Here is a 21410-nt window from a genome sequence, read left to right on the forward strand (position 1 = left end):
TTAATTTGAAGCCAATAATTTTGATTCTTCGGGAGTAAAATAGTCAACGACAGAATAGGATGAGATACTTGTTATCTTCATTTCATCAAGAATGCTGACTAGATTTCCATAATTAGATTTATTACTTGGTTTTATAATTACGGTAACGCCAATTTTCGGTTTGCCCATTGATGCTGAATATTCATGAACTTTTTTATCAATGTATAATAGCTCTTTTCGGATACCATCTTTGCCATATTCTACTTCCTTAGGATTTTGAACAGGAGCATATAATAATCCCATGTAAGTGACTATTTTATTATTATCATCAAGTAAGACAGTTAATATACGATTCTCGTCGGGTCTATAGCAAATGGGCTCTCCTCCACAACCACCTTCATTTGAAAAACTTTGTTCCATAATATTCGGTTTAGCCAACTCAATTGTCACCATAAAAAAGATGATCAACAAAAAAGAAACACTAACCATAGCGGTCAAATCGACTTTTGTACTTAACTTTTTACTTCTTACTTTTCGCGGCAGATTTTCCATAATGAATGAATTTATTACTAAAGTATCAAAAAAAGTAATGCAATAAAGAAGCAGATTTAAAAATATTCAAAAATAATTTAAATCATCAAAGGCTTGTTTTACAGCGTATTTTAAGAATAATTCATGTTTGCTTCTAATTTTTTATTTTTTTCCTAAAACCAAAACAAATATTACAGCGTAAATGAGCTTATAACTTAAATTATTAATTATGAAAACTAGAAAATTTTTAGCTGTAGCAGTTTTAGCCTTAGGATTTGCATTTACTTCTAATGCACAAAAAACAGTAATGGTGGGAGGAGCAGCAATGTACCCAACAAAAAACATTGTTGAAAATGCTGTTAACTCAAAAGATCATACCACTTTGGTTGCTGCTGTAAAAGCTGCAGGATTAGTAGAAACATTACAAAGTAAAGGACCATTCACCGTTTTTGCCCCAACAAATGCAGCGTTTGACAAGTTGCCAGCTGGAACTGTCGAGACCTTATTGAAACCTGAAAACATCAAAACTTTACAAACTATTCTTACTTATCATGTTGTAGCGGGAAAAATGAATTCTTCTGATATTGCAAAAGCAATAAAAAAAGGTCAAGGAAAAGCTACTCTTAAAACAGTAAGTGGTGGTACTCTAACAGCCTGGATGGATGGAAAAGATTTATATATCAGCGACGAAAGCGGTAATAAATCTAAAGTGACAATTGCAGATGTAAATCAGTCAAACGGTGTGATTCATGTAGTTGATACTGTATTGTTGCCTAAAAGTTAATTAAAGGCGTAAAGCATATAAAAAAAACCTGTAAATAGCATTTGCAGGTTTTTTTATATCATAATTTGACTTCTATTGTTTTATCTTTTAGCCGTTAAAGTTGATCCTGCTGACGCAATAACAACACAGAAAACCGCTAAGATTTCATAAAAATTGAGTTGTTCCTGTAAAAAAATATAGGCACAGATTGCTGCTGCTGCCGGTTCTAAACTCATCAGAATACTGAAGGTTCGGGGAGGAAGCTGCCCTAAAGCTTTCATTTCGAGTGTAAACGGAATGGCGCTGGATAACAAGGCTAATGCTACTCCCAGTCCCATAAGTTTTGGAGTAAGATTGACTAATCCATTTTCATAAAAACCGAATGGGAGAATTAAAAGAGAAGCGAAAAGCATTCCGATAGAAACGGCCTCACCACTGTTCATGATTTTAGAAACTTTTCCACCAAGGACGATGTAAGTAGCCCAAAGTCCTCCTGCCAACAGCGCAAATAAGACTCCCAAAGTATCTATTCGGGAATTGGTCCAGGGTGCTATTAAAACAATCCCAGCGGCTGCGAGCAATACCCAGCAATAATCGACCAAACGTCTTGATCCGACTATAGCCACCAAAAGCGGCCCGATGAATTCTAAGGTAACGGCCAGGCCAATTGGAATTCTTTCAATAGACATATAAAAGATTAAGTTCATGGCACCCAAAGTCAAACCATAAGGAATAACAATTTTCCACTGTTGTCTTGTGATTTTGGATAAATTGGGACGGTAAGCCAATAATAAAATTAAAGCGGAGACACCAATTCGTATCGATGCTGTTCCCGCCGCGCCAAGTGCAGGAAATATTGTTTTTGCGATTGCAGCACCACATTGTACACTTATAATGGCCAAAAGTACTGCCGGAATAGGAGGGAGGTTAAATTCTTTGTTTTTCATTGCAATTTTATACTGAAAAGCAAAACTACAAATTACGGAACAGAAAAGACTTTGAAAGGTATAAAAGGATACAGATTGTACTCAGAATGGTACAATATGGTTATAGATCAGAAGTAATATGGTGAAAAATTAATCTAAAGCACGTTTAGTTACAAAATAACGGTAACCAATAAGAGCCATTTGCCATTTTTTTGCTTTGGTAATATCTAAACCCTGTTTGGTAAAACTGGGTAAAAGGATTTTATTGATTTTAGCTAAAATTTTATACATGGCCGGTTTTATTTTTTTCAAAGATATAAAAAAGACTTTGCTAAACAGCAAAGTCTTTCTGAGTATTAGAGATTTGTATTTTGTAAAGCGATTAAAGTTTTAGAATGAGATTTTCGTCGCCGCTATTTTCTTTGTTTGAAATATTTTCAGGAGCTTCCACCCAGCCCGTTTTATTGATAACAAATTTGAAAGTATGGAGATGATCTTTTTTAAAGTTACTTACAGGAGTCGATAATTCAAAAGTATTTTTATTTTTCCGAATCATTTGATAGTTCTTGTCCTCAGTATTCCAGTTGTTAAAAGAACCGGCAACGGAAACGCTTTTTACCAGATCTGAATTAAAAAGTGTATTGTATTCGTAGGTAAATTGTACCGAATTATCTTTTATTTTATATCCGTAAATTCCTTTCTGTGATTCTTCTCTTGGCAATAGCGCTAAGGCTAATTTTGCAGCTGCCTGTCCGATGGCATTGCTTGTATTCTGATCACTTACATTTACAATAACAGAGATTCCCAATTTACTTTCGGGATATACCAAAAACATATTTTGTGTACCGAAAGCCCCACCGTGTTTCCAACTATTTTTTCCAAATCCGCTTACTTCAATTCCATCCCAAAAATAGCCGTTCCACATGGTCTGACTATCCAGAAGATTTCGTTGTGATTCTACAGCAAGTTTATTTTTAGTGTCCAGTTCGAAGGCCAGAAACTTTACTAAATCGCCCAAAGTCGACTTGATACCACCGGCTGCTCCCCATAAATTATCTGATAAAATTGGCATTTGAATATTTTTTGCATTATATCCGTTTGCAATTATTGTATTGGGATTTATAAGAAGCTGCGTATCGTTTAATGATAATTTATCGAAAATATTTTCCTTAAGTAAGGTTTCGTAGTTTTTATGATACACGTTTTCCAAAATGTGTGCTGTAAGCTGAACGCTGCCGTTACTGTATTTATATTTTTTACCCGGTAAAGTATCCAGTTTCATGGCATGTAAGTCCTGAAAAAAAGTCGCTCTACTATACGAGTCGTCCAGTCTTTTAAAGGCAAGGTAGCTAGTATCACTTATATTTTTTCTGATTTCCGAATTATCAGGCAAATCATGGCTAAATCCGCTTCTGAAAGATAGCAAATCCCGGAATTTGACAGGATTTCCCTCATATTCTAAATTGGGATAATCACCGGTAATATATTTTCGAATGTCATCATCCAGATTTATTTTTTTTTCTAAAACGGCTTGTGCTACGAGTAGTCCCGTGAATAATTTTGTAATGGAAGCCACTTCGAAAATAGTACTATTGGTTGCGGTATTACCTTTTCCTTTGTCTATTTCACCATAATGTTTCGTATAGGTTTTCCCATCTTTCACAACTCCAATAGAAACTGAATTTGCTTTGGCTTCTTTCAGTAAATCTGCTGCACTTTTATCCATTAGGATTAAAATCTCTTTTTCGCTCAGGGCTTCTGATTTTTGTTGTGCCTTAACTGAAAAACAAAGTAGTAAAAACAAAATGCATATTATTTTTTTCATTTAATAGGATTCAAATAAATTAGAATTGATTTTTTGACGTAAAAAAAACCAGTGTTGGGCACTGGTTTTTTTTATGATTCTAGTAAGTTATACGTTTTAAATTTTTACGTATTAATTATTTTGTCTATTGGCTCTCTCTTTTTGTTGTTTAGCCATATCTTTTTGATGCTGAATCATGTCTTTTTGATGCTGCTTCATGTCTTTCTCCTGTTGCTTCATATCTTTAGCGTGCTGTTTCATGTCTTTTTCATATTGCTTCATATCTATGGCATGCTGTTTCATGTCTATTTGATATTGTCTATTATTGAAATTGACATTTTGCTGGTTTTCCTGATTGAACTTTTCCATGTCAGCATTGTATTTTTCCATGGCAACTTCATATTTTTCCATTTCTTTTTCAAAAATAGCTTCGCGTTTTGACATTACTTCTTCTACTTCTTTCTCGTAGGCGGCCATATCCGGTTCAAATGCTTCCATTTTTTTCTCAAATTCAGCCATTTCTTTTTCGAATTTTTTCATGGCTGCTTTGTCATTCACATTTCCGGGATGTGTTGGTGGTTTTGGGATATTAGCCATAGCCGATGCAGGAACCTGAGGCATTGGACCTCCCGGAAAAACGGGTGGTGCAGGAGGTGTTGGGGGAGTAGGAGTACCAGACGTGCCCGGAGCATCAGGAGCATCAGGAGCGTCAACGTTTTCCACTTCTCTAATTTCATCATCCTGATCTTCATCAGACCTGTCAATATTTTTTATTTGTTCATCATCAGAAAAATTAAAACTGATTTTACCGCTTTTCTCTTTAATAATAATGATTCCGATTTTATCAATTCCATTAGTAGATTCGGTTCTTTTTACTTTAACTACTCCTTTTTCATTTTTTAATTCAATCTGAATGGAGGTTATCTCGTTTTTAGAATCTCTTTTTAAATCAGAAACACTTACTTTAATCTGATGTTTTTCTTTTAAAATTTTAATTCTTTCTGCAATTTCAGCATCAGTAGTATTTTTAGAAATGTTGAATACATCCATAGATTCTATTCCTTTAGGATCAATGTTTGTAATCGGGTCTGAAGCTTTCTCCTGTGCAATTGTTTTGACCTGAAATAGCAGGACAAAAGCTAGAAGTGCCGGAATTATGGCGTAATATTTTAAATAATTCCTCTTTTTTGATTGATTTTTGTTTAACATGACGATTCGTTTTTTGATTAATGATTGATAAAAATGATTGGTGATTGCAACACAGCTTTCATGTGTTGTTATTTTTAAAAGCGTGTATTGATACGCTTTTTTGTCAGATATTTTTTTTGCAGCTTCGCTATCGGCAATAAATTCAAGGTTCTGAAGAATAGCCTTTTTATAAAGCCAGATAATCGGATTAAACCAAAACAGCACACAAAAAATTCTTGAGATCAAAACATCAATAGTATGATTCTGATCGCTATGTACTTTTTCATGCTCAATAATATTCTCTAACTCTGAGGCGCTGTACAGTGATGAGTTGTACACGATATAATCAAAATAAGAAAAGGGAGCAATATTTTCGTTGATATCGATAAACTTAAAATCAGCTTGCTGTTGTACTTTTTTTCCTTTTAAAACCGAATTTAAACTATAAAAATCGATTCCAAATTTTACCAGGAAAGCCGTAAAACCAAGTGCGTAAATGGCAAGGGAAACCAAATTCCAGTCGATTTCAAAAGACTCTTCCTGTATCGTACCCGGAGTGAAAACAGGGGAGTACGCCATATTGGAAACCGGAACAGGATCAACCCATATCACTTTGGTATACACTAAAAAGGGCAATACCACAGCTGTAATCAGGCCGGATAGTAAAAACCACCTGTTACTGTTGAAAAAAGTTTCTTTGCGCAGTAATAAATAATACGCCAGGTAAAACAAAGCAAGTAATCCACTTGATTTTGCGATAAAAATGAAAAGTGCTTCCATAAACGGTTATTTTTCTTCTTTTGGATTTTCAATCATAGCCAGAATTTCGCGTAATTCTGCTGCAGATATTTTTTCTTCCTTGGCAAAAAACGAAACCATACTTTTATAGGAACTATTAAAATAATTATCAATAGCGGTACTCATAAAACCTTTTCGGTAATCCTCAATCGTTACAATAGGATAATATTGATGTGTATTTCCAAAGGCGTTATGGCTCACATATCCTTTTTCTTCCAGATTCCTTACAATAGTTGAAAGTGTATTATAATGAGGCTGATCTTCGGTTATTTCTGCCTGAACTTCTTTTACGAATGCTTTTTTAAGCTTCCATAAAATGTGCATGATTTCTTCTTCCTTGTTCGTTAGCTTTTGCATGTTTTCTAATTTTAATTCAAACCTACAACTATTTTTCTAGTTACGCAACTATAAAAATAGTTATTTAACTAAATTTTCAGTTTAAAGCATGAAAAAGCACTTCAATTTAAGTGTAATAAATTGAAAATTAATGATTTATGATTAGAATAAAATTCAGGAAACTTTTTCGTCTATCAAAGCTTTCTTGATCCAAAAACAACAGAGCGTTGCTACAACTCCAATACACGCCATAAAAAGCCAGTTGATCTGATACCCCAGTCTGGAGATAATTTCAAAACCGACCTTTGAACTCACAATGTGTGCCAGACTAAAACTCATGGTATAAAGTGCCATATATTGGCCTTCCTGACCTCGGGGTGCACGGCTTAAGGCAAAGGCGTTGGAGAACGGAAAGGTTAGAATTTCGCCAATAGAAATACAAATCATGGCAATTACTAATATTCCGGCCCAAACATTTATAAGTAATAAGAAGAAACTCAGCGACATGATAAACGAGCCCAGAATAATAATTTTTATTTTAGGAAAACCTTTTCTTTCCATAAAACCAACGGTTGGCATTTCCAGAGCAAAAATAAGAAGGCCGTTTAGCGTCATTAAAAGTCCTGTCTGAAATTCGCTCAACCCAAATTTCTCATTGTGGTATAAGGGTAAAGTGGTAAATAGCTGAAAGAAAATCATAGCGGTTACAAAACTTACAAATAAGAAAGCCCAGAATATAGTATCATGAAAAACCGATTTTACTGCTTTGGCACTTTCAATTTTATCTTCATGAGTTACTTTTTTCTTTTCTTTTACCAAAAGCGCAAAAATTAAAATTGCAATGATACAGGAAGATCCGTCTACCCAAAACAGTCCCTGATATCCAACTCCCATAATAATCAAACCACCTAAAGCAGGTCCGGCAGCAAAGCCAAGATTTACGGCCAAACGTACTGAAGTCAAGGCACGGGTTCTGTTTTCAGGTTTAGCATAAGCTCCTAAAGAAACAAACATGGCCGGCCTGAACATATCTGCAATGACCATTAATATAAACATAGCACCGCATAATGCCCAGAAAGTGGTGATATATTGTACGAAGAAAAGCGAAACCCCACTGGTAAATAAACTAAAAATCATGATTTTATAAAACCCGATTTTATCGGATAGTTTTCCGCCCAGCCAGGAACCCAACATAGATCCTAAACCAAATGAAACCATAATCCAACCCACCTGATTATAGGTAAAATGAAGGTCTTCCTTTAAATATTTCGACAAAAACGGAAGTACCATTGTACCGGCACGATTAATAAAAGTTACAAGTGTAAGGATCCAGATTTCTCTTGAAAATCCTCTGAAATTATTGATGTAGTGGGTAAAAGCAGTTTTGAGCATTATAAAAAGGTTATTTGCAACAAAGTTAGAAAACTTTGTAATGTAGATCGGTTGTTGCTTTGTTACTTTTAAACTATTTTTGCATAAAATTTCCAAGATGAAAAAAATAATCGCATTTGTTTTACTGCTGACTTTTAATTTCGGCTTCAGCCAAAAGAAATTTGATAAAAGTGATGCCGAAAAATTTCAAAAGACCATTAACGCAGAATATGCTGACGCTAAGACCAGTCCGTTGATGTCAGAAGATTTAAAGTCTTTCAAAACTTTGGATTTTTATCCGGTTAGCAGTAAATATTTTGTAAATGCAAAATTGGTAAAAGCAAAAAACGAAAAGGTTTTTGAAATGAAAACCACGGGTACAAGAACGCCAAAATATATTAAATATGGCACTTTGTACTTTACCATAGACGGTGTGTCACTGCAATTGAATGTCTACAGAAGCATTGATCTTTCTAAAACAAAAGAATATAAAGATCATTTATTTTTGCCTTTTTCAGATTTGACTTCCGGTAAAGAAAGCTATATAGGCGGACGATATATTGATTTGAAAATCCCGAAAGGCGAGACCATCGCAGTTGATTTTAATCAGGCTTATAATCCGTATTGTGCCTATAATCATAAATATTCCTGTCCGCTGGTTCCGTTGGAAAATGATTTAAAAATTGAAATCAAAGCGGGAGTTAAAACTTTTCATTAATGGAATTTTTTAATTTTCATACCCATCAGTTCACCAACCAATCCGATATTTTAGAATTGGTGAATCAGTATCCGCGTGAATTTGATGCTTCAATTCCGTTTTATTCCATTGGAATTCATCCCTGGTATATTGCAGAAGACAAAATTGACGCCGATTTGAAAATTATAGAAGAAAAATTGCAAACTGAAAATTGTCTGGCAATAGGCGAGTGCGGTTTGGATAAACGGATTGAAATTCCACTGGACCTTCAAACTTCAGTTTTTGAAAAACAATTGATTTTAGCCGAAAAATATAAAAAACCGGTTGTGATTCATTGCGTGGCTGCTTTTCAGGAAGTGATTGCGATTAAGAAAAAAAGGAAGATAACGGTTCCGATGATTATACACGGATTTTCGAAAAACAGTCAGCTTGCAGACCAGCTTATAAAAGAAGGATTTTATATTTCTTTTGGAAAATATTTATTGAGGAATCCGGAATTAAGAACTGTTTTTCAACAAATTCCAAACGATCGTTTTTTTCTGGAAACAGATACGGTTGAAGAAACAATACAACAGGTTTACGATTTAGCATCAGAATATAAAAATATAAATAACAGTGCGTTACAAGATATAATTTCAACGAATTATAAAAGGGTATTCCATAAATAAAAAAAAGTTTCAGATTAAAAGGAATCTGAAACCTGAAACAAAAAACAATAAAATTTTAAACAAAAAGAGATATGGCAGAGTGGACAGAAAGAGCCGAGCTTTTATTTACCAAAGAAGGATTAGAAAACCTGCAAAAGTCCAATGTTTTGGTGGTTGGTTTAGGTGGTGTCGGATCATTTGCAGCTGAGTTTCTGGCCAGGGCCGGAGTAGGAAGTATGACAATTGTTGACGGTGATGTAGTAGATATTACCAACATAAACAGACAGTTACCGGCTTTACATTCTACAGTTGGCGAAGCCAAAATCAAAATTGTAGGAGATCGTTTAATGGATATTAATCCGGAATTAAAACTGACCCGTGTTCAGGAATTTTTGTCTCCGGAACGTGCTTTTGAAATCGTTTCCCCTGAGTTTGATTACGTTTTGGACTGCATCGACAGTATTACACCTAAATTGAATTTAATATTCGCCGCCAAACGCAAAAGAGTAAAAATCATTAGCAGTATGGGTGCTGGTGGAAAAATGCTGGCCTCTAAAGTAAAAGTGGCAGATATCTCTAAAACGATAAACTGTTATTTTTCTAAAGCAATCCGAAAACGCCTGAGGGAAGCTAACATCAACAAATTGAAAGTTGTTTTTTCTTCTGAAATTCAGGATACAAAAAGCTTAAAACTAACAGACGGCAAGAATTTCAAAAAATCATTTTACGGAACCAACAGCTATATGCCCGGATTATTTGGTCTTCATGCTGCCGAAACAGTAATACGATATTTGCTTAAGAAAGAATAGGCTTCAGTCTCAGTCTCAATGTCAGTTTTCAGATTTAAAACATTGACAAAGTTACCACAAACCCAAAACCCAAAACCCAAAACCCAAAACCCTCAGAATCTTAGCAATTCAGAACCTCTGCACCTAAAAAAAAATGATAAAAACAGTAATTTTTGATATGGACGGTGTTATTGTAGACACAGAACCCGTTCACCGTTATTCGTATTACAAACAATTTTCTGAATTGAATATTGATGTAACAGAAGAAATGTACACTTCGTTTACGGGATTTTCTACCCGTAATACCTTTCAGGCCCTGAAAGAATTTTTTCCAGCGATAGAGCAGGAAGTGGAAGATTTGATTCAAAGAAAAAGAAACATTTTTAATGATGCATTCGATACGAAAGAAGATTTATATCTGTTGGAAGGCGTAGAAGATTTGATCAAAGATTTGTACGCAAGCGGAATTCAGTTAATCCTGGCTTCTTCAGCTTCAAAAGTAACCATCGAACGTGTTTTTACGCGATTTAAGCTGCATTCGTATTTTACGGATATTGTAAGTGGTGAAGATTTTCCGCAATCCAAGCCGAATCCCGCTATTTTTCTTCATGCAGCATCGTTATCAGTCGCTCCGAAAGAAAATTGTATCGTAATTGAAGATAGTACGAATGGCGTAAAAGCAGCTAAAGCGGCAAACTTGTTGTGCATCGGTTATAACAGCCATCATTCTAAATTACAAGACCTGTCAACGGCAGATTTAATCATCAATGATTTTAAGGAATTAAATGCTCAAAAAATAGCACAGTTGGGCAACTGAATTATATAAAATTTAACATTTGTTAGGGGATTGAATTTGTAAATTTGAACAAAACAAATAAACTTAAAACCAATGAAAAAACTAATCATTGCATTAGCCATTATTATGGCCCCTTTTGTCTCGGAAGCACAGGTAAAAACACCACAAGCGAGTCCAAAAGCATATATCAAACAAACCGTTGGTTTAACGGATGTTGAAGTTACCTATTCAAGACCGGGTGCGAGAGGAAGAGCCGTATTCGGAAACTTAGTTCCGTTTGGAAAATTATGGAGAACCGGAGCGAACGAAAATACCATAATCAGTTTTAGTGACGATGTGGTGATTGATGGCAAAACATTAAAAAAAGGAAAATATGCGATCTATACGATTCCTAAAATTGAAAGCTGGGAAGTAATTTTTTACAGTACTACAGACAATTGGGGACTACCTGAGAACTGGAGTGATGCCAATGTAGCTTTAAAAACTACCGTTAAGGAAAATGCTTTACCAACTCCGGTTGAAAGTCTTACAATTGGAATCAATGGTTTAGATCCAAATTTTGCATTTCTTGAAATCGCCTGGGAAAATTCACATGTGGCTTTGAAATTTGAAGTTCCGACATCAAAAACGGCAACAACAAGTATCGAAAAAACGTTGGCAGGACCAACAGCAAATGATTATTTTGCATCGGCACAATATTTATTCCAATCTAACGGAAACATTGCAGATGCCAGAAATTATGTAGATAAATCTTTGGATATGAGTGCTGATAAACCTTACTTTATTTTAAGATTAAAATCATTAATCCAGGCCAAACAAGGAGATAAAAAAGGTGCTGTGGAGACAGCAAAACTTTCTTTAGCTGCTGCAGAAACTGCCAACAATCAGGATTATGTAAAAATGAACAAAGACAGTATCGCTGAGTGGAGCAGATAAAGATTCTTTGAATCTTTGAAATTCCAAATACTTAAGTTCCAAAATATAAAAATCCAAATTCCAATTTATTGGGATTTGGATTTTTTTATAACTTATAACTTATAACTCAATTCAAACTTGGCGGTTCCGGAATCCGGATTGTTTTCTTCTTTTTTATAAGCAGCAAATAGAAGGTAATGCCGCCCAGAATAATAAGCAAAGCAATCTGAAGCTGTCCCAGGTTATTATTTCCGTTATACATCTCATTTGCCGCCTTTAATTTGGCTTTTCCTTCGGTGATCTGAATTTGAGACAATAATTCCAAAGTTTTCAAAGCTTCATTGCCCGATTGTGAAACCTGCTTCCAGTTATTGCTTTGAGATTGGATTTGGATTGTTTTACAGGAATTTAAAAAAGCTTCAAAATAGGTTTTTTCTTTTGGAGTCAAAACCGTTTTGGCGTATAAATGATCTATGCTACGAATGATTTTTAAGGTATTGGCAATTTCACTCCTTTTGAGATGATCACTCAGGTTTGGCTGTTCGGCTTCTGTTTTTATAAAATGAAGCTCTTTTGAATATTGAAAAATATAATGTGCCACGACCAGTCGGTCTTTATAAATGGCATTGATATTCTCATTGACATTTTTAGAGTTTTGCAGCGTATTGAAATTACTAAGAATAATGATAAGCATCACTACCAGCAAAATAAAAGCAGCTTTGGTTTTGTTGCTGTATTTTTTCAGGTCTTTCATAATGATGCATTTTAGCAATGGTTAGTTTCTCAAAGATATATATTTACGAAACAGCATTTATCTTATAAATAAGATTTGCATTTGCACTTTTTAGCATTATTCTTCATAGAAACATTTTTAAATTACTTACTTAAGAATCCGCAAAATCAGTGTGCTATCGTACTACGGAAATTCTTAAACTTACAATTCATTCGTTTCAAGCTCATTTCTCTTGAAAACCAACAGCTGCATTAACAATGACAACACAATAGTCAAAATGGCACCAATAAAATTCAGCCATAAATAACCCAATTTTTCCTGACCGCTTGGGTAAATATAAATCATGAAATAATAGATTACAAAAATGGTGATCTGACTGATAATAGCACTATAAAACATTGCTTTTGCCTGAACGCGACGCAGGTAAAAACCAACCAGGAAAATTCCCAAAACGGTTCCATAAAAAATAGATCCTATGATGTTTACCAACTGAATCAGGTTTTCAAATAAGGTACCTACACAGGCAAAAAGTATGGCAATAATTCCCCAGAAAAGCGTGAAAAATTTGGTTGCATTTAAGTAATGTTTCTCTGATTTTTCGGTTTTCAGGTTTCGTTTATAAATATCTATAGCGGTTGTAGACGCCAGAGCATTTAAACCTGATGCTGTTGATGACATTGCAGCAGAAAGAATTACAGCCAGCAATAATCCGATAAGTCCTTTTGGTAAATAATGCAAAATGAAATGAAAGAACACATAGTCTTTGTCATTAGTTTCACTGTTGCTGTCTGCTTTAGAAATAATTTCTTTCGCACGGTCACGCAGGTCTTTTTCTTTATTGGATAATGCCACCAGTTCTTTTCTCAAAATCGGATTGTCATAATCCTGATTCAACTGATCGATGTACAATAAATTGATTACTTTTTTATCTTCAGAAAGTGTATTTAGTTTTTTTTCCAAAACATGATACTCTTCTTTAAAAGCGGATTTCTCAATAACAATTTTATTATTTGGATTAAAGTTTAACGGTACCGGATTGAATTGAAAGAAGACAAAAACCATCACTCCTGTAAGCAGAATAAAAAACTGCATGGGTACTTTTAGTAATCCGTTCATGATAAGTCCCATCTGGCTTTCACGAACTGATTTCCCGGATAAATAACGTCCAACCTGCGACTGATCTGTTCCAAAATAGGCGAGTGCCAGGAAAAAACCACCGGTAATTCCGCTCCAGAAGGTATATTTTTCTTCCGGATTAAAAGAAAAATCCACAATATTCATTTTATCATTTGCTCCGGCAATATGCAGGGCACTCGTAAAAGTCATATCGTTTGGTAAGTAATGTAAAATCAGGAAAAAAGTGATAAACATTCCGGTCATAATCACAAACATCTGCTGTTTCTGAGTCACGTTCACCGCTTTTGTTCCGCCTGAAAAAGTATAAATAATAACCAGCAAACCAATCATGATGTTCATGAAAGTCAGATTCCAGCCTAAAAGTGCGGATAAAATAATAGCCGGGGCATAAATAGTTAGACCGGTTCCCAGACCTCTTTGAACTAAAAAAAGGATTGCAGCTAACGAACGTGTTTTAATATCAAAACGTTTTTCCAGAAATTCATAGGCTGTAAAAACTTTACTTTTATGATACAATGGAATAAAAGTAACACAAATGACAATCATGGCAATTGGCAATCCAAAGTAAAATTGCACAAAACCCATTCCATCATGGTAGGCTTGTCCCGGAGTCGACAGGAAAGTAATCGCACTTGCCTGAGTAGCCATTACAGAGAGTCCAACGGTATACCACGGTGTTTCATGATTTCCTAAAATGAAATCCTCGACATTTTTACTTCCTTTGGTTTTCCACGAACCATACCCAACAATAAATAAAAGAGTAACAATAAGTACGATCCAGTCAAATAGTTGCATAGGTTATGAGTATAATTGCATGATTAAGAAAAAAATCAGAATGTAAACGGCGTTTGCTACCAAAACATAGGTGTAGCTTTTTTTCCATCTTTTTGTTTTTTTGTCTTCCATTTTTGAATATTTATTTCTTTAGTTCCTGTTTGGGAGCTTCTATAGGTTGTTTTAGTGAAATGATATTCGAAAGTAGTCGGTACGCACCGGCAACACCTTCTGGCAATTCCCTGAAAAAACTAAGACCGGTGTAAATGTAATATCCTTTTCCGTAAGGCGCTACTAACAAGGCACCATTTTTTGGAGATTCCCCATTGTCATGCGACGACAGAACAGGAGTGAAGGCAGGGTCATACTGATCCGGATAATATAAGCCTTGTTCCTGCGTCCATCCTTCAAAATCTTTGGTGCTGATTTTATTTGGCGTATTTAAAACAGGATGATTGGGTGCCAGAAAAGTAATTTTTGCATTTTCTTCTGTCACACGGTCATTTGATATTTTTAACGGATACGGCGCAATCTGATCGGTTACTATTTTACCAAAAGTATTGTATTGAACAATCATGTTTTTACCGCTTTTTACAAAATCAAAAAGTATTTTTTGTTTGTTGGCTAAAGCATTCACGGTATTATAAGCACGAATTCCTGTAATTACGGCATTGAAAGAATCGAGTTTTTCGGGAGTGATTTCTTCAGGTTTTAAAAGGGTTACTTTATATCCCATCTGAGCAAGGCTTTCGGGAACTTCATCACCTGCACCCATAATATATCCGATTGCATTTCCTGAGGTTTTCAGATCAATTCGCAGACATTTAGATTCGGCAGACTTTAAGACCATTTGCTTTGTAATATGACTGTAATCGATAATCGTTACATCTTTGTCAAAACGTTGATTATCAATTGTAACGATGCTTTTTGCAATAGCTTCTTCCGGTTGAATTGGTGCTGTAACCTCAAAATAAAAGGTTTGCTCCATTCTTTTTTTTTCTAAAGCAAACGGAATTTGTTTTGGAGAAACCAGCCAGTCATTCGGTAATTCTAATTGTAAAGTTCCTTTAATGTCATCTTTTCCTGCACGAACTTTTACAGGAACCATTTTACTTTTAGTATCTTTAAAAATCAAAACTTTCTCTAAAATTGAAGTGGTAGCTTCAGGAACAATATCAAGAAAATTATACATTTCTCCTTTTACGCCGTCATTGTATTTGTAAACTACGATTCGTTCAAAGGGAATTTCAACACCATTGATTTTTACATTAAAAACAACTTTTACGTCTCTTATAATATCCGGTATTCCAATATTTTCCTGATTAGACACCGTATACATTCCAACACTGGCTTTTTCTTCTAGCCAATACGGTTGCGTGTATTCGATTGTATTGGGAAGCTGCAGTTGAAGTGTGGTTTTCAGATCAGTATTATTTTTTAAAATACTGTTTTGAATTGTATTTTTATGATCGGGTAGTGTAGTTACACTCATCAGTTCCATTCCCACCGCAGATCGGTTAATCGCTTCAAGGCTTAACTTAACGGTACTTCCGGGTGTTGCTTCCTGTTCGCTCGCAACAGCTTCGAGATATAATCCTGAGCAGGAGGCTATGATATTTTTTATCGCGGCAGATTTCAGGTTTTTCCAGTGATCGTCTTCCAGAGATTCAATCATGGTATAGGCTTTCACTAATTCCGGAATACTTGCTGATGGATTGCTGAAATCATATTTTGCTATAATTTTAGAAATTAATTCCCCAATCGGTTTTCCGTTTTTAACGCGGTTCCAGGTGGTATCAATTCCATCAAATAACTGATCCGGGTTTGTTGGGCTTTCGCCATTAATGAGCTCCAGATATTCTGTTTCAGTTCCACGGGCACCGGTACTTCCAAAACCCTGAGACTGGTGACGGCTGCGGCTTAAAGCTGCAATTTCCTGATTGGATTTTCCGATTCCGGTATAATAAACACCAGTTTCCAATTTGGTAAATTTTGATTTATTGGCAGCATCAAATTTTTCCTGGCTTCCGTAAAACCACCAGGAAGTATTGAAAAACTGACGTTTTACCTGCCATGGTTTTACGTATTTTAACTGTTCAGGGTATATTTTCGGATCATTTGTCAAATTAAAACTTTCAACACTTAACATTGCAGATGATGTGTGGTGTCCGTGTGTTGTGCCTGGTGAGCGATGATCAAATCGATTGATAATCACATCGGGCTGAAATTTTCTTATCGTCCAGACCACATCCGCCAGAACCTTGTCTTTATCCCAGATTTTTAAAGTTTCATCCGGATTTTTGGAATAACCAAAGTCGTTGGCTCTGGAGAAAAACTGCTCTCCGCCATCTACTTTTCTGGCTTCAATTAATTCCTGAGTTCTTATAACGCCTAATAATTCGCGCAATTGCGGACCAATTAAATTCTGACCTCCATCACCACGGGTTAAGGACAAATATCCTGTTCTGGCATTTACCTCATTTGACAAATAGGATATCAGACGGGTATTTTCATCATCAGGATGTGCTGCCAGATACAATACAGAACCTAAAAAATTTAGTTTTTTGATTTGATTGTAGATTTCTACAGCATTTGGTTTTTGTGGTTGTTGTGAAAAAGAATTGAAAGTTCCAGCTAAAAAAATAAAAAGAATCTGTATCTGAATTTTTCGCATAGCGTAATTAGGTGTTTTGATAGAGCCTCAAAAATACTAATTATATTTTTGAAGATTATGTAAATGAAATGTTAATGCTTAATTTTTATACTATTAAAACAAACAAAAAGAGAGTATCATTGTAGTGATACTCTCTTTTTTGCTTAGAAAATAATTATCTTCTTCCATGTCCACCGTGTCCATGATCTCTGCGATCATCATCATCATGTCTATCGTGTTTATGGTGTCTGTCGTGTTTATCATGATGTCTGTTATCCCTGTGATTATCATGACCATGATTATAAGCATAAACCGGTCTTGGCCTGTACGGTCTTTGTGGAGCACCATGGTAACCTTTGTAATATCTTACTTTGTGTCTGTCAAAATAAGTATAAGGGGTTCTTCCGTGATAGTCTGTTAAAACAACTTTATAACCTCCGTATAAGTCATAATTACGATATTGTCTTGGTAAACGGGTAGTTCTGACCCATTTTCCACCTCCAAAATAAATAAATTGTGAGGCTCTGACATCATAATAAGCTTCAATGTCCGGTAAGTAATAATATTCCATTTCGGCGTAACCTGACGGACCCCATGCAGGAGGAGATCCAATGTTTACGTTTACAGATACCTGGGCTTGTGCGGCGTTTGCAATCAAAAGAAATAGTCCGGCGATTGCTATTTTAATTGTTTTCATTTTTTTAGTTTTTATGTTAATTCTAATCGTAATTACCGATATTCATATACTGTGCCAAAAATAAAAACTAAATGCATTTTAGCCGGTAAAAAATGTATTTTATCGATGTGATATTCTTAGGTTATTTGGAAATATTTGATTATTAATATGTTGCAGAAATGTTAAGGTTTAAAGAAAAAATCACTTTTTGGAGAAAAATAAATCGAAGAATTCTAACTTTCAACTTATTTATACTCCACAACTCTTGGTTTTGCCAGTTCAAAACTTTGTAAACCATAATCTGTAGTTTCAAAAGTGTTGGTTTTAGTAATATTTTCGCCTTGCAGCGGAATACTGGGATAGTAGGAAAGTGAGAGCTGAAAAGAACTGAAGACCAAATAATCATTACTGATCACCAAACCTAAAGTGATCTTATGATAAGGTTTATTTCTAAACATGGCATCATTTTGACTTCCGAGTACTGCTACGGAATAATTAAAAAACGGATTCATACGAAATCCCCAAAGCGCATGCGGCGCGTAGGTTTGTGTTTGTAACGACAAAACCATTTTACTGGTTCCGTACAAAGCAGTATTAAAACCGGCCAATCCTTCGCGATCATTAATAGTAAGCTGATCTGCGATAATATCGACGCGATTCATACCCAGTACTAATTTAGGATTAATAAATTGCCTTAGTTTCCAGTTTCCAATACTATACAGTTTAGTAAAATAATTAGACTCAAACAATAATGTGGTCTGATAAGTTTTTGATTGATGGAAGAAAGTTCCGGCTTCAAAATTCATACTCAGAAATCCTAATCTGTAATAGTTTCCAAAAGAAAACTGCGCCCCTACGTAAGGCCTCCAAAAAGTATTTTTGTATTGATAGCCCAAGGTTATTCCGTAAATCCTGCCTATTGGTACATCTTCGGTCTGGCCATTTCTAAAAATATAACTGTCCTTTATAAATTTTCGGGTATTGATTCCGACACCGCTTAAAATTAGTTTCTCATCCGAATAATAATCTGTCGGATCAAAATACCGGGACGGACTTTCTTTGTAATCAATATTTAAAAAGCGTCCGGAAACAATCAGGTTCGTTATTCCATTAGGCTCATCTTCAAAAACCTTTGCTGCTTTTCCTGCCCAAAAATCCTGATAGTCATATTTAAAAGGCTGAAAAGAATATTGTAAATCCGGAGCTTGTAAACTGTCTCTTCTGAAACTTTGGCCTAATATTATTCCGCCCGCCCATTTGGTTAGGGGAGAATAAAAAGCTCGTTCGACATTGACACTTTTACTGTAATTATTGTCCAGATCCATATTGTATTTTAATGTCGTGCTTATAAAAGTATTGACAATATTTGGAACGGTATAAGTGATATCGTTTGCGTTTGCCCCATCTTCAAAACGATTGGTAAAACGATAATCTAATTGCTGGCCGGATCCGAAAAAATCTTTTTCTTTCATCCCTACAGAAATCCTGCTGCCTGAAAAAGACAATCTTGGAATTGTACTCCATGAATCTAAAACACGTACAGTAACATCAATAGAATCCGATTCTTTACTTACCAGCTTTCTTGAAATTTTTACAGCTGTTACATATCGCTGAGATCTGATAATACGCTCACTTTCGAGTATTTTATAAGCATCATAAGGGGTGTTTCTTTTAAATAGCAATAAATTATAAATGGCTATTTTTTTTGTTTTCAGATGTAGTTTATTACCCGTTCTTTCTCCCCAGTTTCTGGGCATGGCTGTTGAATCAACAACGGAGTGTCCAAATGGATCTAAGGTTACTACATTTATTTTACGGATAATTTTCCCATCGTAATTAGTAGTGTCTTTTTCTATGATTTCAGCTTCTCTTTTTCGGGGTTTATTGGTTCTGAAAAGCCATTTGTGCAATGTTTTGGTAAACTTGCGCTTTTTAGAATAATTCTGAATTTTTTTATAAACTGCTGCACTATCCTTAGTGGTTTCTTTTTTAGGTTTGTCTACTTGCGCGCAAATGCTTTGCAGGCAAAAGCAAAGTAAAACAGATATTATTATTTTAAATTTTCGAAACATTCAACGGTATTTTGACTTTACAAAAATTTTAAATGTAAGATAAATATTGCTCATATCTTACATTCGGTTACTATTTAATTTTCAGAATGTACTTTTTTAATTCTCCAAATAAACCTTTTTGGCATGTGATTGCCCATCAGATATCCCCAGGGTTCCAGTGATTCGATTCTGTCGAAAATAATTTTTAAAATTGCCAAAAGCGGTATCGCCAGAAACATGCCGGATATTCCGGCTGCCGCGCCACCAATGATGATACCCATGATAGAGACAAATGCGTTGATTTCTACTTTAGAATTAATAATTAATGGAACCAGTACATTATTGTCGATTAGCTGAACGATCAGGTTGACTATCAAAATTGCAAGGATCATCGATGTTTCTGCAGAACCCGTAAGCGAAGCTAAAATAGTTATGATTCCTGCGGCCGTAATACCAATGTAAGGTATCAGGTTTAATATTCCTGTGATAAGTCCCAGAAGAATAAAATATTTTACACCGATAATCCAAAGTCCTAGACTTGTTAACACCGACACAATAATCATTTCTAAAATTAAACTAACAATATAATTATTGATAGAAAGTTTTATTTGAGATAAAATATTTTTTAACGTAGCATGACTTTCTTTGCTTATTAATTTGACCAGGAAAAGAATAAAATGGTCTTTATACAATAAAAATAAAAAGGTATAAATCGGAATAATGGTGCAATCTAAAAGAAGATCACTTATTGATATGATCGCTGAGCCCAGAGTAGCATTTCCATTTTTAACTGAATCCTTGGTTACATTATCAATATATTTTTTTTGTTCGCCAATACTAATATTAAAATGATCTTTTATAAACTTATGTATATCAACAATAAAAGCATTTGCGTTCTTTTTAATGGTATCAAAATCATTCGCCATATCATTGACTTGATAAGAGATAAAAAATAATATACCAATAATAAATGAAGCAAAAAGAATAACACAAAGAAAGGCCGCGAGATATCTGGGAAATTTAAGTTTTGTGTTTAAAAAAGTAAAAACCGGAAGCAATAAAACAGCAAATAAAAATGCCATTAATACAGGTGTGATAATATCTTTTCCGATGCAAAAAATAAATGCAAAACAGATTAAAGTTATTACTATTAAAGAAAGTTTTACATAAAAAGGCAATTCTACTGATCGAGTCATTTTTTTGGAAATTTTTTATAAAAAAAATAGAGTTTTAGTGAAACAAATATTACACTTTATTTAAATAATATTGTTTTAGCTTTTCTATTTTAGTTTATAAAATTTCCATTTAGAAATTAATCAAAAAACTCCTTTTCTTCGTAGTGGACCGGCATAATAGAGATGCCTTTCTGCAGTAATAGATTGTTCGGAAAAATGATTTTTTCTCCCTCTTTGGTTTTTAAATTTACATGAAAGGCACTGATATCTTCAATTTCCGCTTCGATTGGAAAATCCTTATCGTGAATTTTTATGGTATCGCCAATTCGGAAAGGGAATGAAAAAAACAAAATCATTCCGGAAGTAATATTGCTCAGAATAGACCATTGTGCAAACATGGCCACACCAATTACGGTTGCAATAGAAGAGACAGTTACAAAAATATCTTTGGTTTGAACTCCCCAGATTACAATCAGGCTTATTATAACCAATATATTCATTAACACATGAATGTATTTAATGACTAAGTTGGTCCGATGTTCTAATAATTGACTGGAACTGGCATAACGACGAATTAACTTCGCAATAATCATTCTTAAAGCAATTAACGCAAAAAGGAGAATCCCTGTCGATATTATTTCCTGACTATATTCTTTAAAAGAAAACATAAGT

Annotated in this window: 20 protein-coding genes; 6 read left to right on the top strand and 14 right to left on the bottom strand. The window is 34.7% G+C overall.

Annotation, left to right across the window (positions count from 1 at the left end):
- Positions 1 to 531, bottom strand: a complete 531-nt coding sequence (locus tag HAV12_RS11590) for a biopolymer transporter ExbD (RefSeq protein ID WP_171569804.1) — start codon at positions 529 to 531, stop codon at positions 1 to 3.
- Between the two features lie 208 nt (positions 532 to 739).
- Between HAV12_RS11590 and HAV12_RS11595 the strand changes: the two genes are divergently transcribed.
- Entirely contained in the window at positions 740 to 1294 is a 555-nt protein-coding gene (locus HAV12_RS11595; protein ID WP_171569805.1) for a fasciclin domain-containing protein, read from the top strand.
- Positions 1295 to 1374: 80 nt separating this feature from the next.
- Here the strand turns inward: HAV12_RS11595 and HAV12_RS11600 are convergent, their stop codons facing one another.
- The 6 genes from HAV12_RS11600 to HAV12_RS11625 all read right to left on the bottom strand — a co-directional run bounded on the left by HAV12_RS11600 (position 1375) and on the right by HAV12_RS11625 (position 7717).
- Entirely contained in the window at positions 1375 to 2220 is an 846-nt protein-coding gene (locus HAV12_RS11600; RefSeq protein WP_171569806.1) for a DMT family transporter, read from the bottom strand.
- Between the two features lie 129 nt (positions 2221 to 2349).
- Positions 2350 to 2490 (bottom strand): SsrA-binding protein, encoded by a 141-nt coding sequence (locus tag HAV12_RS11605; RefSeq protein ID WP_171571677.1) that lies wholly within the window; start codon positions 2488 to 2490, stop codon positions 2350 to 2352.
- A 91-nt stretch (positions 2491 to 2581) separates the two neighbouring features.
- Positions 2582 to 4024 carry a serine hydrolase gene (locus HAV12_RS11610; protein ID WP_171569807.1) on the bottom strand — a complete coding sequence of 481 codons (1443 nt, stop codon included), beginning with the start codon at positions 4022 to 4024 and terminating at the stop codon, positions 2582 to 2584.
- Between the two features lie 111 nt (positions 4025 to 4135).
- On the bottom strand, positions 4136 to 5971 hold the full coding sequence (locus HAV12_RS11615; RefSeq protein WP_171569808.1) for a M56 family metallopeptidase: 1836 nt from the start codon (positions 5969 to 5971) through the stop codon (positions 4136 to 4138).
- A 6-nt stretch (positions 5972 to 5977) separates the two neighbouring features.
- Entirely contained in the window at positions 5978 to 6346 is a 369-nt protein-coding gene (locus HAV12_RS11620; RefSeq protein ID WP_127340561.1) for a BlaI/MecI/CopY family transcriptional regulator, read from the bottom strand.
- 153 nt (positions 6347 to 6499) lie between these two features.
- Positions 6500 to 7717 (bottom strand): MFS transporter, encoded by a 1218-nt coding sequence (locus HAV12_RS11625; RefSeq protein ID WP_171569809.1) that lies wholly within the window; start codon positions 7715 to 7717, stop codon positions 6500 to 6502.
- Between the two features lie 97 nt (positions 7718 to 7814).
- Here HAV12_RS11625 and HAV12_RS11630 point away from each other — a divergent pair, with 97 nt between their 5' ends.
- From HAV12_RS11630 to HAV12_RS11650, 5 genes are all read left to right on the top strand, one after another.
- Complete coding sequence (locus tag HAV12_RS11630; protein WP_171569810.1) at positions 7815 to 8414, top strand: DUF1684 domain-containing protein; 600 nt, start codon at positions 7815 to 7817, stop codon at positions 8412 to 8414.
- Positions 8414 to 9061: a TatD family hydrolase gene (locus HAV12_RS11635; protein ID WP_171569811.1), complete on the top strand. Its 648-nt coding sequence runs from the start codon at positions 8414 to 8416 to the stop codon at positions 9059 to 9061. Before HAV12_RS11630 ends, HAV12_RS11635 begins: the two co-directional genes overlap by 1 nt.
- A 71-nt stretch (positions 9062 to 9132) precedes the next feature.
- On the top strand, positions 9133 to 9849 hold the full coding sequence (locus HAV12_RS11640; protein ID WP_132036670.1) for a ThiF family adenylyltransferase: 717 nt from the start codon (positions 9133 to 9135) through the stop codon (positions 9847 to 9849).
- Positions 9850 to 9982: 133 nt separating this feature from the next.
- The gene (locus tag HAV12_RS11645) at positions 9983 to 10645 is read left to right on the top strand and encodes an HAD family phosphatase (RefSeq protein ID WP_171569812.1); all 663 of its coding nucleotides are present in this window, start codon (positions 9983 to 9985) and stop codon (positions 10643 to 10645) included.
- A gap of 72 nt (positions 10646 to 10717) precedes the next feature.
- On the top strand, positions 10718 to 11560 hold the full coding sequence (locus HAV12_RS11650; RefSeq protein ID WP_171569813.1) for a DUF2911 domain-containing protein: 843 nt from the start codon (positions 10718 to 10720) through the stop codon (positions 11558 to 11560).
- Positions 11561 to 11666: 106 nt separating this feature from the next.
- On the opposite strand, the gene HAV12_RS11655 is transcribed toward HAV12_RS11650, so the two are convergent.
- The 7 genes from HAV12_RS11655 to HAV12_RS11685 all read right to left on the bottom strand — a co-directional run bounded on the left by HAV12_RS11655 (position 11667) and on the right by HAV12_RS11685 (position 21406).
- Positions 11667 to 12293 carry an MCP four helix bundle domain-containing protein gene (locus HAV12_RS11655; RefSeq protein WP_171569814.1) on the bottom strand — a complete coding sequence of 209 codons (627 nt, stop codon included), beginning with the start codon at positions 12291 to 12293 and terminating at the stop codon, positions 11667 to 11669.
- Between the two features lie 180 nt (positions 12294 to 12473).
- Positions 12474 to 14204, bottom strand: a complete 1731-nt coding sequence (locus tag HAV12_RS11660; RefSeq protein WP_171569815.1) for a sodium:solute symporter — start codon at positions 14202 to 14204, stop codon at positions 12474 to 12476.
- A gap of 121 nt (positions 14205 to 14325) precedes the next feature.
- Complete coding sequence (locus tag HAV12_RS11665; protein ID WP_171569816.1) at positions 14326 to 16857, bottom strand: PIG-L family deacetylase; 2532 nt, start codon at positions 16855 to 16857, stop codon at positions 14326 to 14328.
- A gap of 154 nt (positions 16858 to 17011) precedes the next feature.
- Positions 17012 to 17533 carry a hypothetical protein gene (locus HAV12_RS11670; protein WP_171569817.1) on the bottom strand — a complete coding sequence of 174 codons (522 nt, stop codon included), beginning with the start codon at positions 17531 to 17533 and terminating at the stop codon, positions 17012 to 17014.
- A 224-nt stretch (positions 17534 to 17757) separates the two neighbouring features.
- Positions 17758 to 19584 (bottom strand): hypothetical protein, encoded by a 1827-nt coding sequence (locus tag HAV12_RS11675; RefSeq protein WP_171569818.1) that lies wholly within the window; start codon positions 19582 to 19584, stop codon positions 17758 to 17760.
- 74 nt (positions 19585 to 19658) lie between these two features.
- Positions 19659 to 20759 (bottom strand): AI-2E family transporter, encoded by a 1101-nt coding sequence (locus HAV12_RS11680; protein ID WP_171569819.1) that lies wholly within the window; start codon positions 20757 to 20759, stop codon positions 19659 to 19661.
- 116 nt (positions 20760 to 20875) lie between these two features.
- Entirely contained in the window at positions 20876 to 21406 is a 531-nt protein-coding gene (locus HAV12_RS11685) for a mechanosensitive ion channel domain-containing protein (protein WP_171569820.1), read from the bottom strand.
- Positions 21407 to 21410: the final 4 nt, after the last annotated feature.

Origin of the sequence: Flavobacterium sp. CLA17 (genome assembly GCF_013112255.2) — a bacterium.
Lineage (GTDB): Bacteria > Bacteroidota > Bacteroidia > Flavobacteriales > Flavobacteriaceae > Flavobacterium > Flavobacterium circumlabens.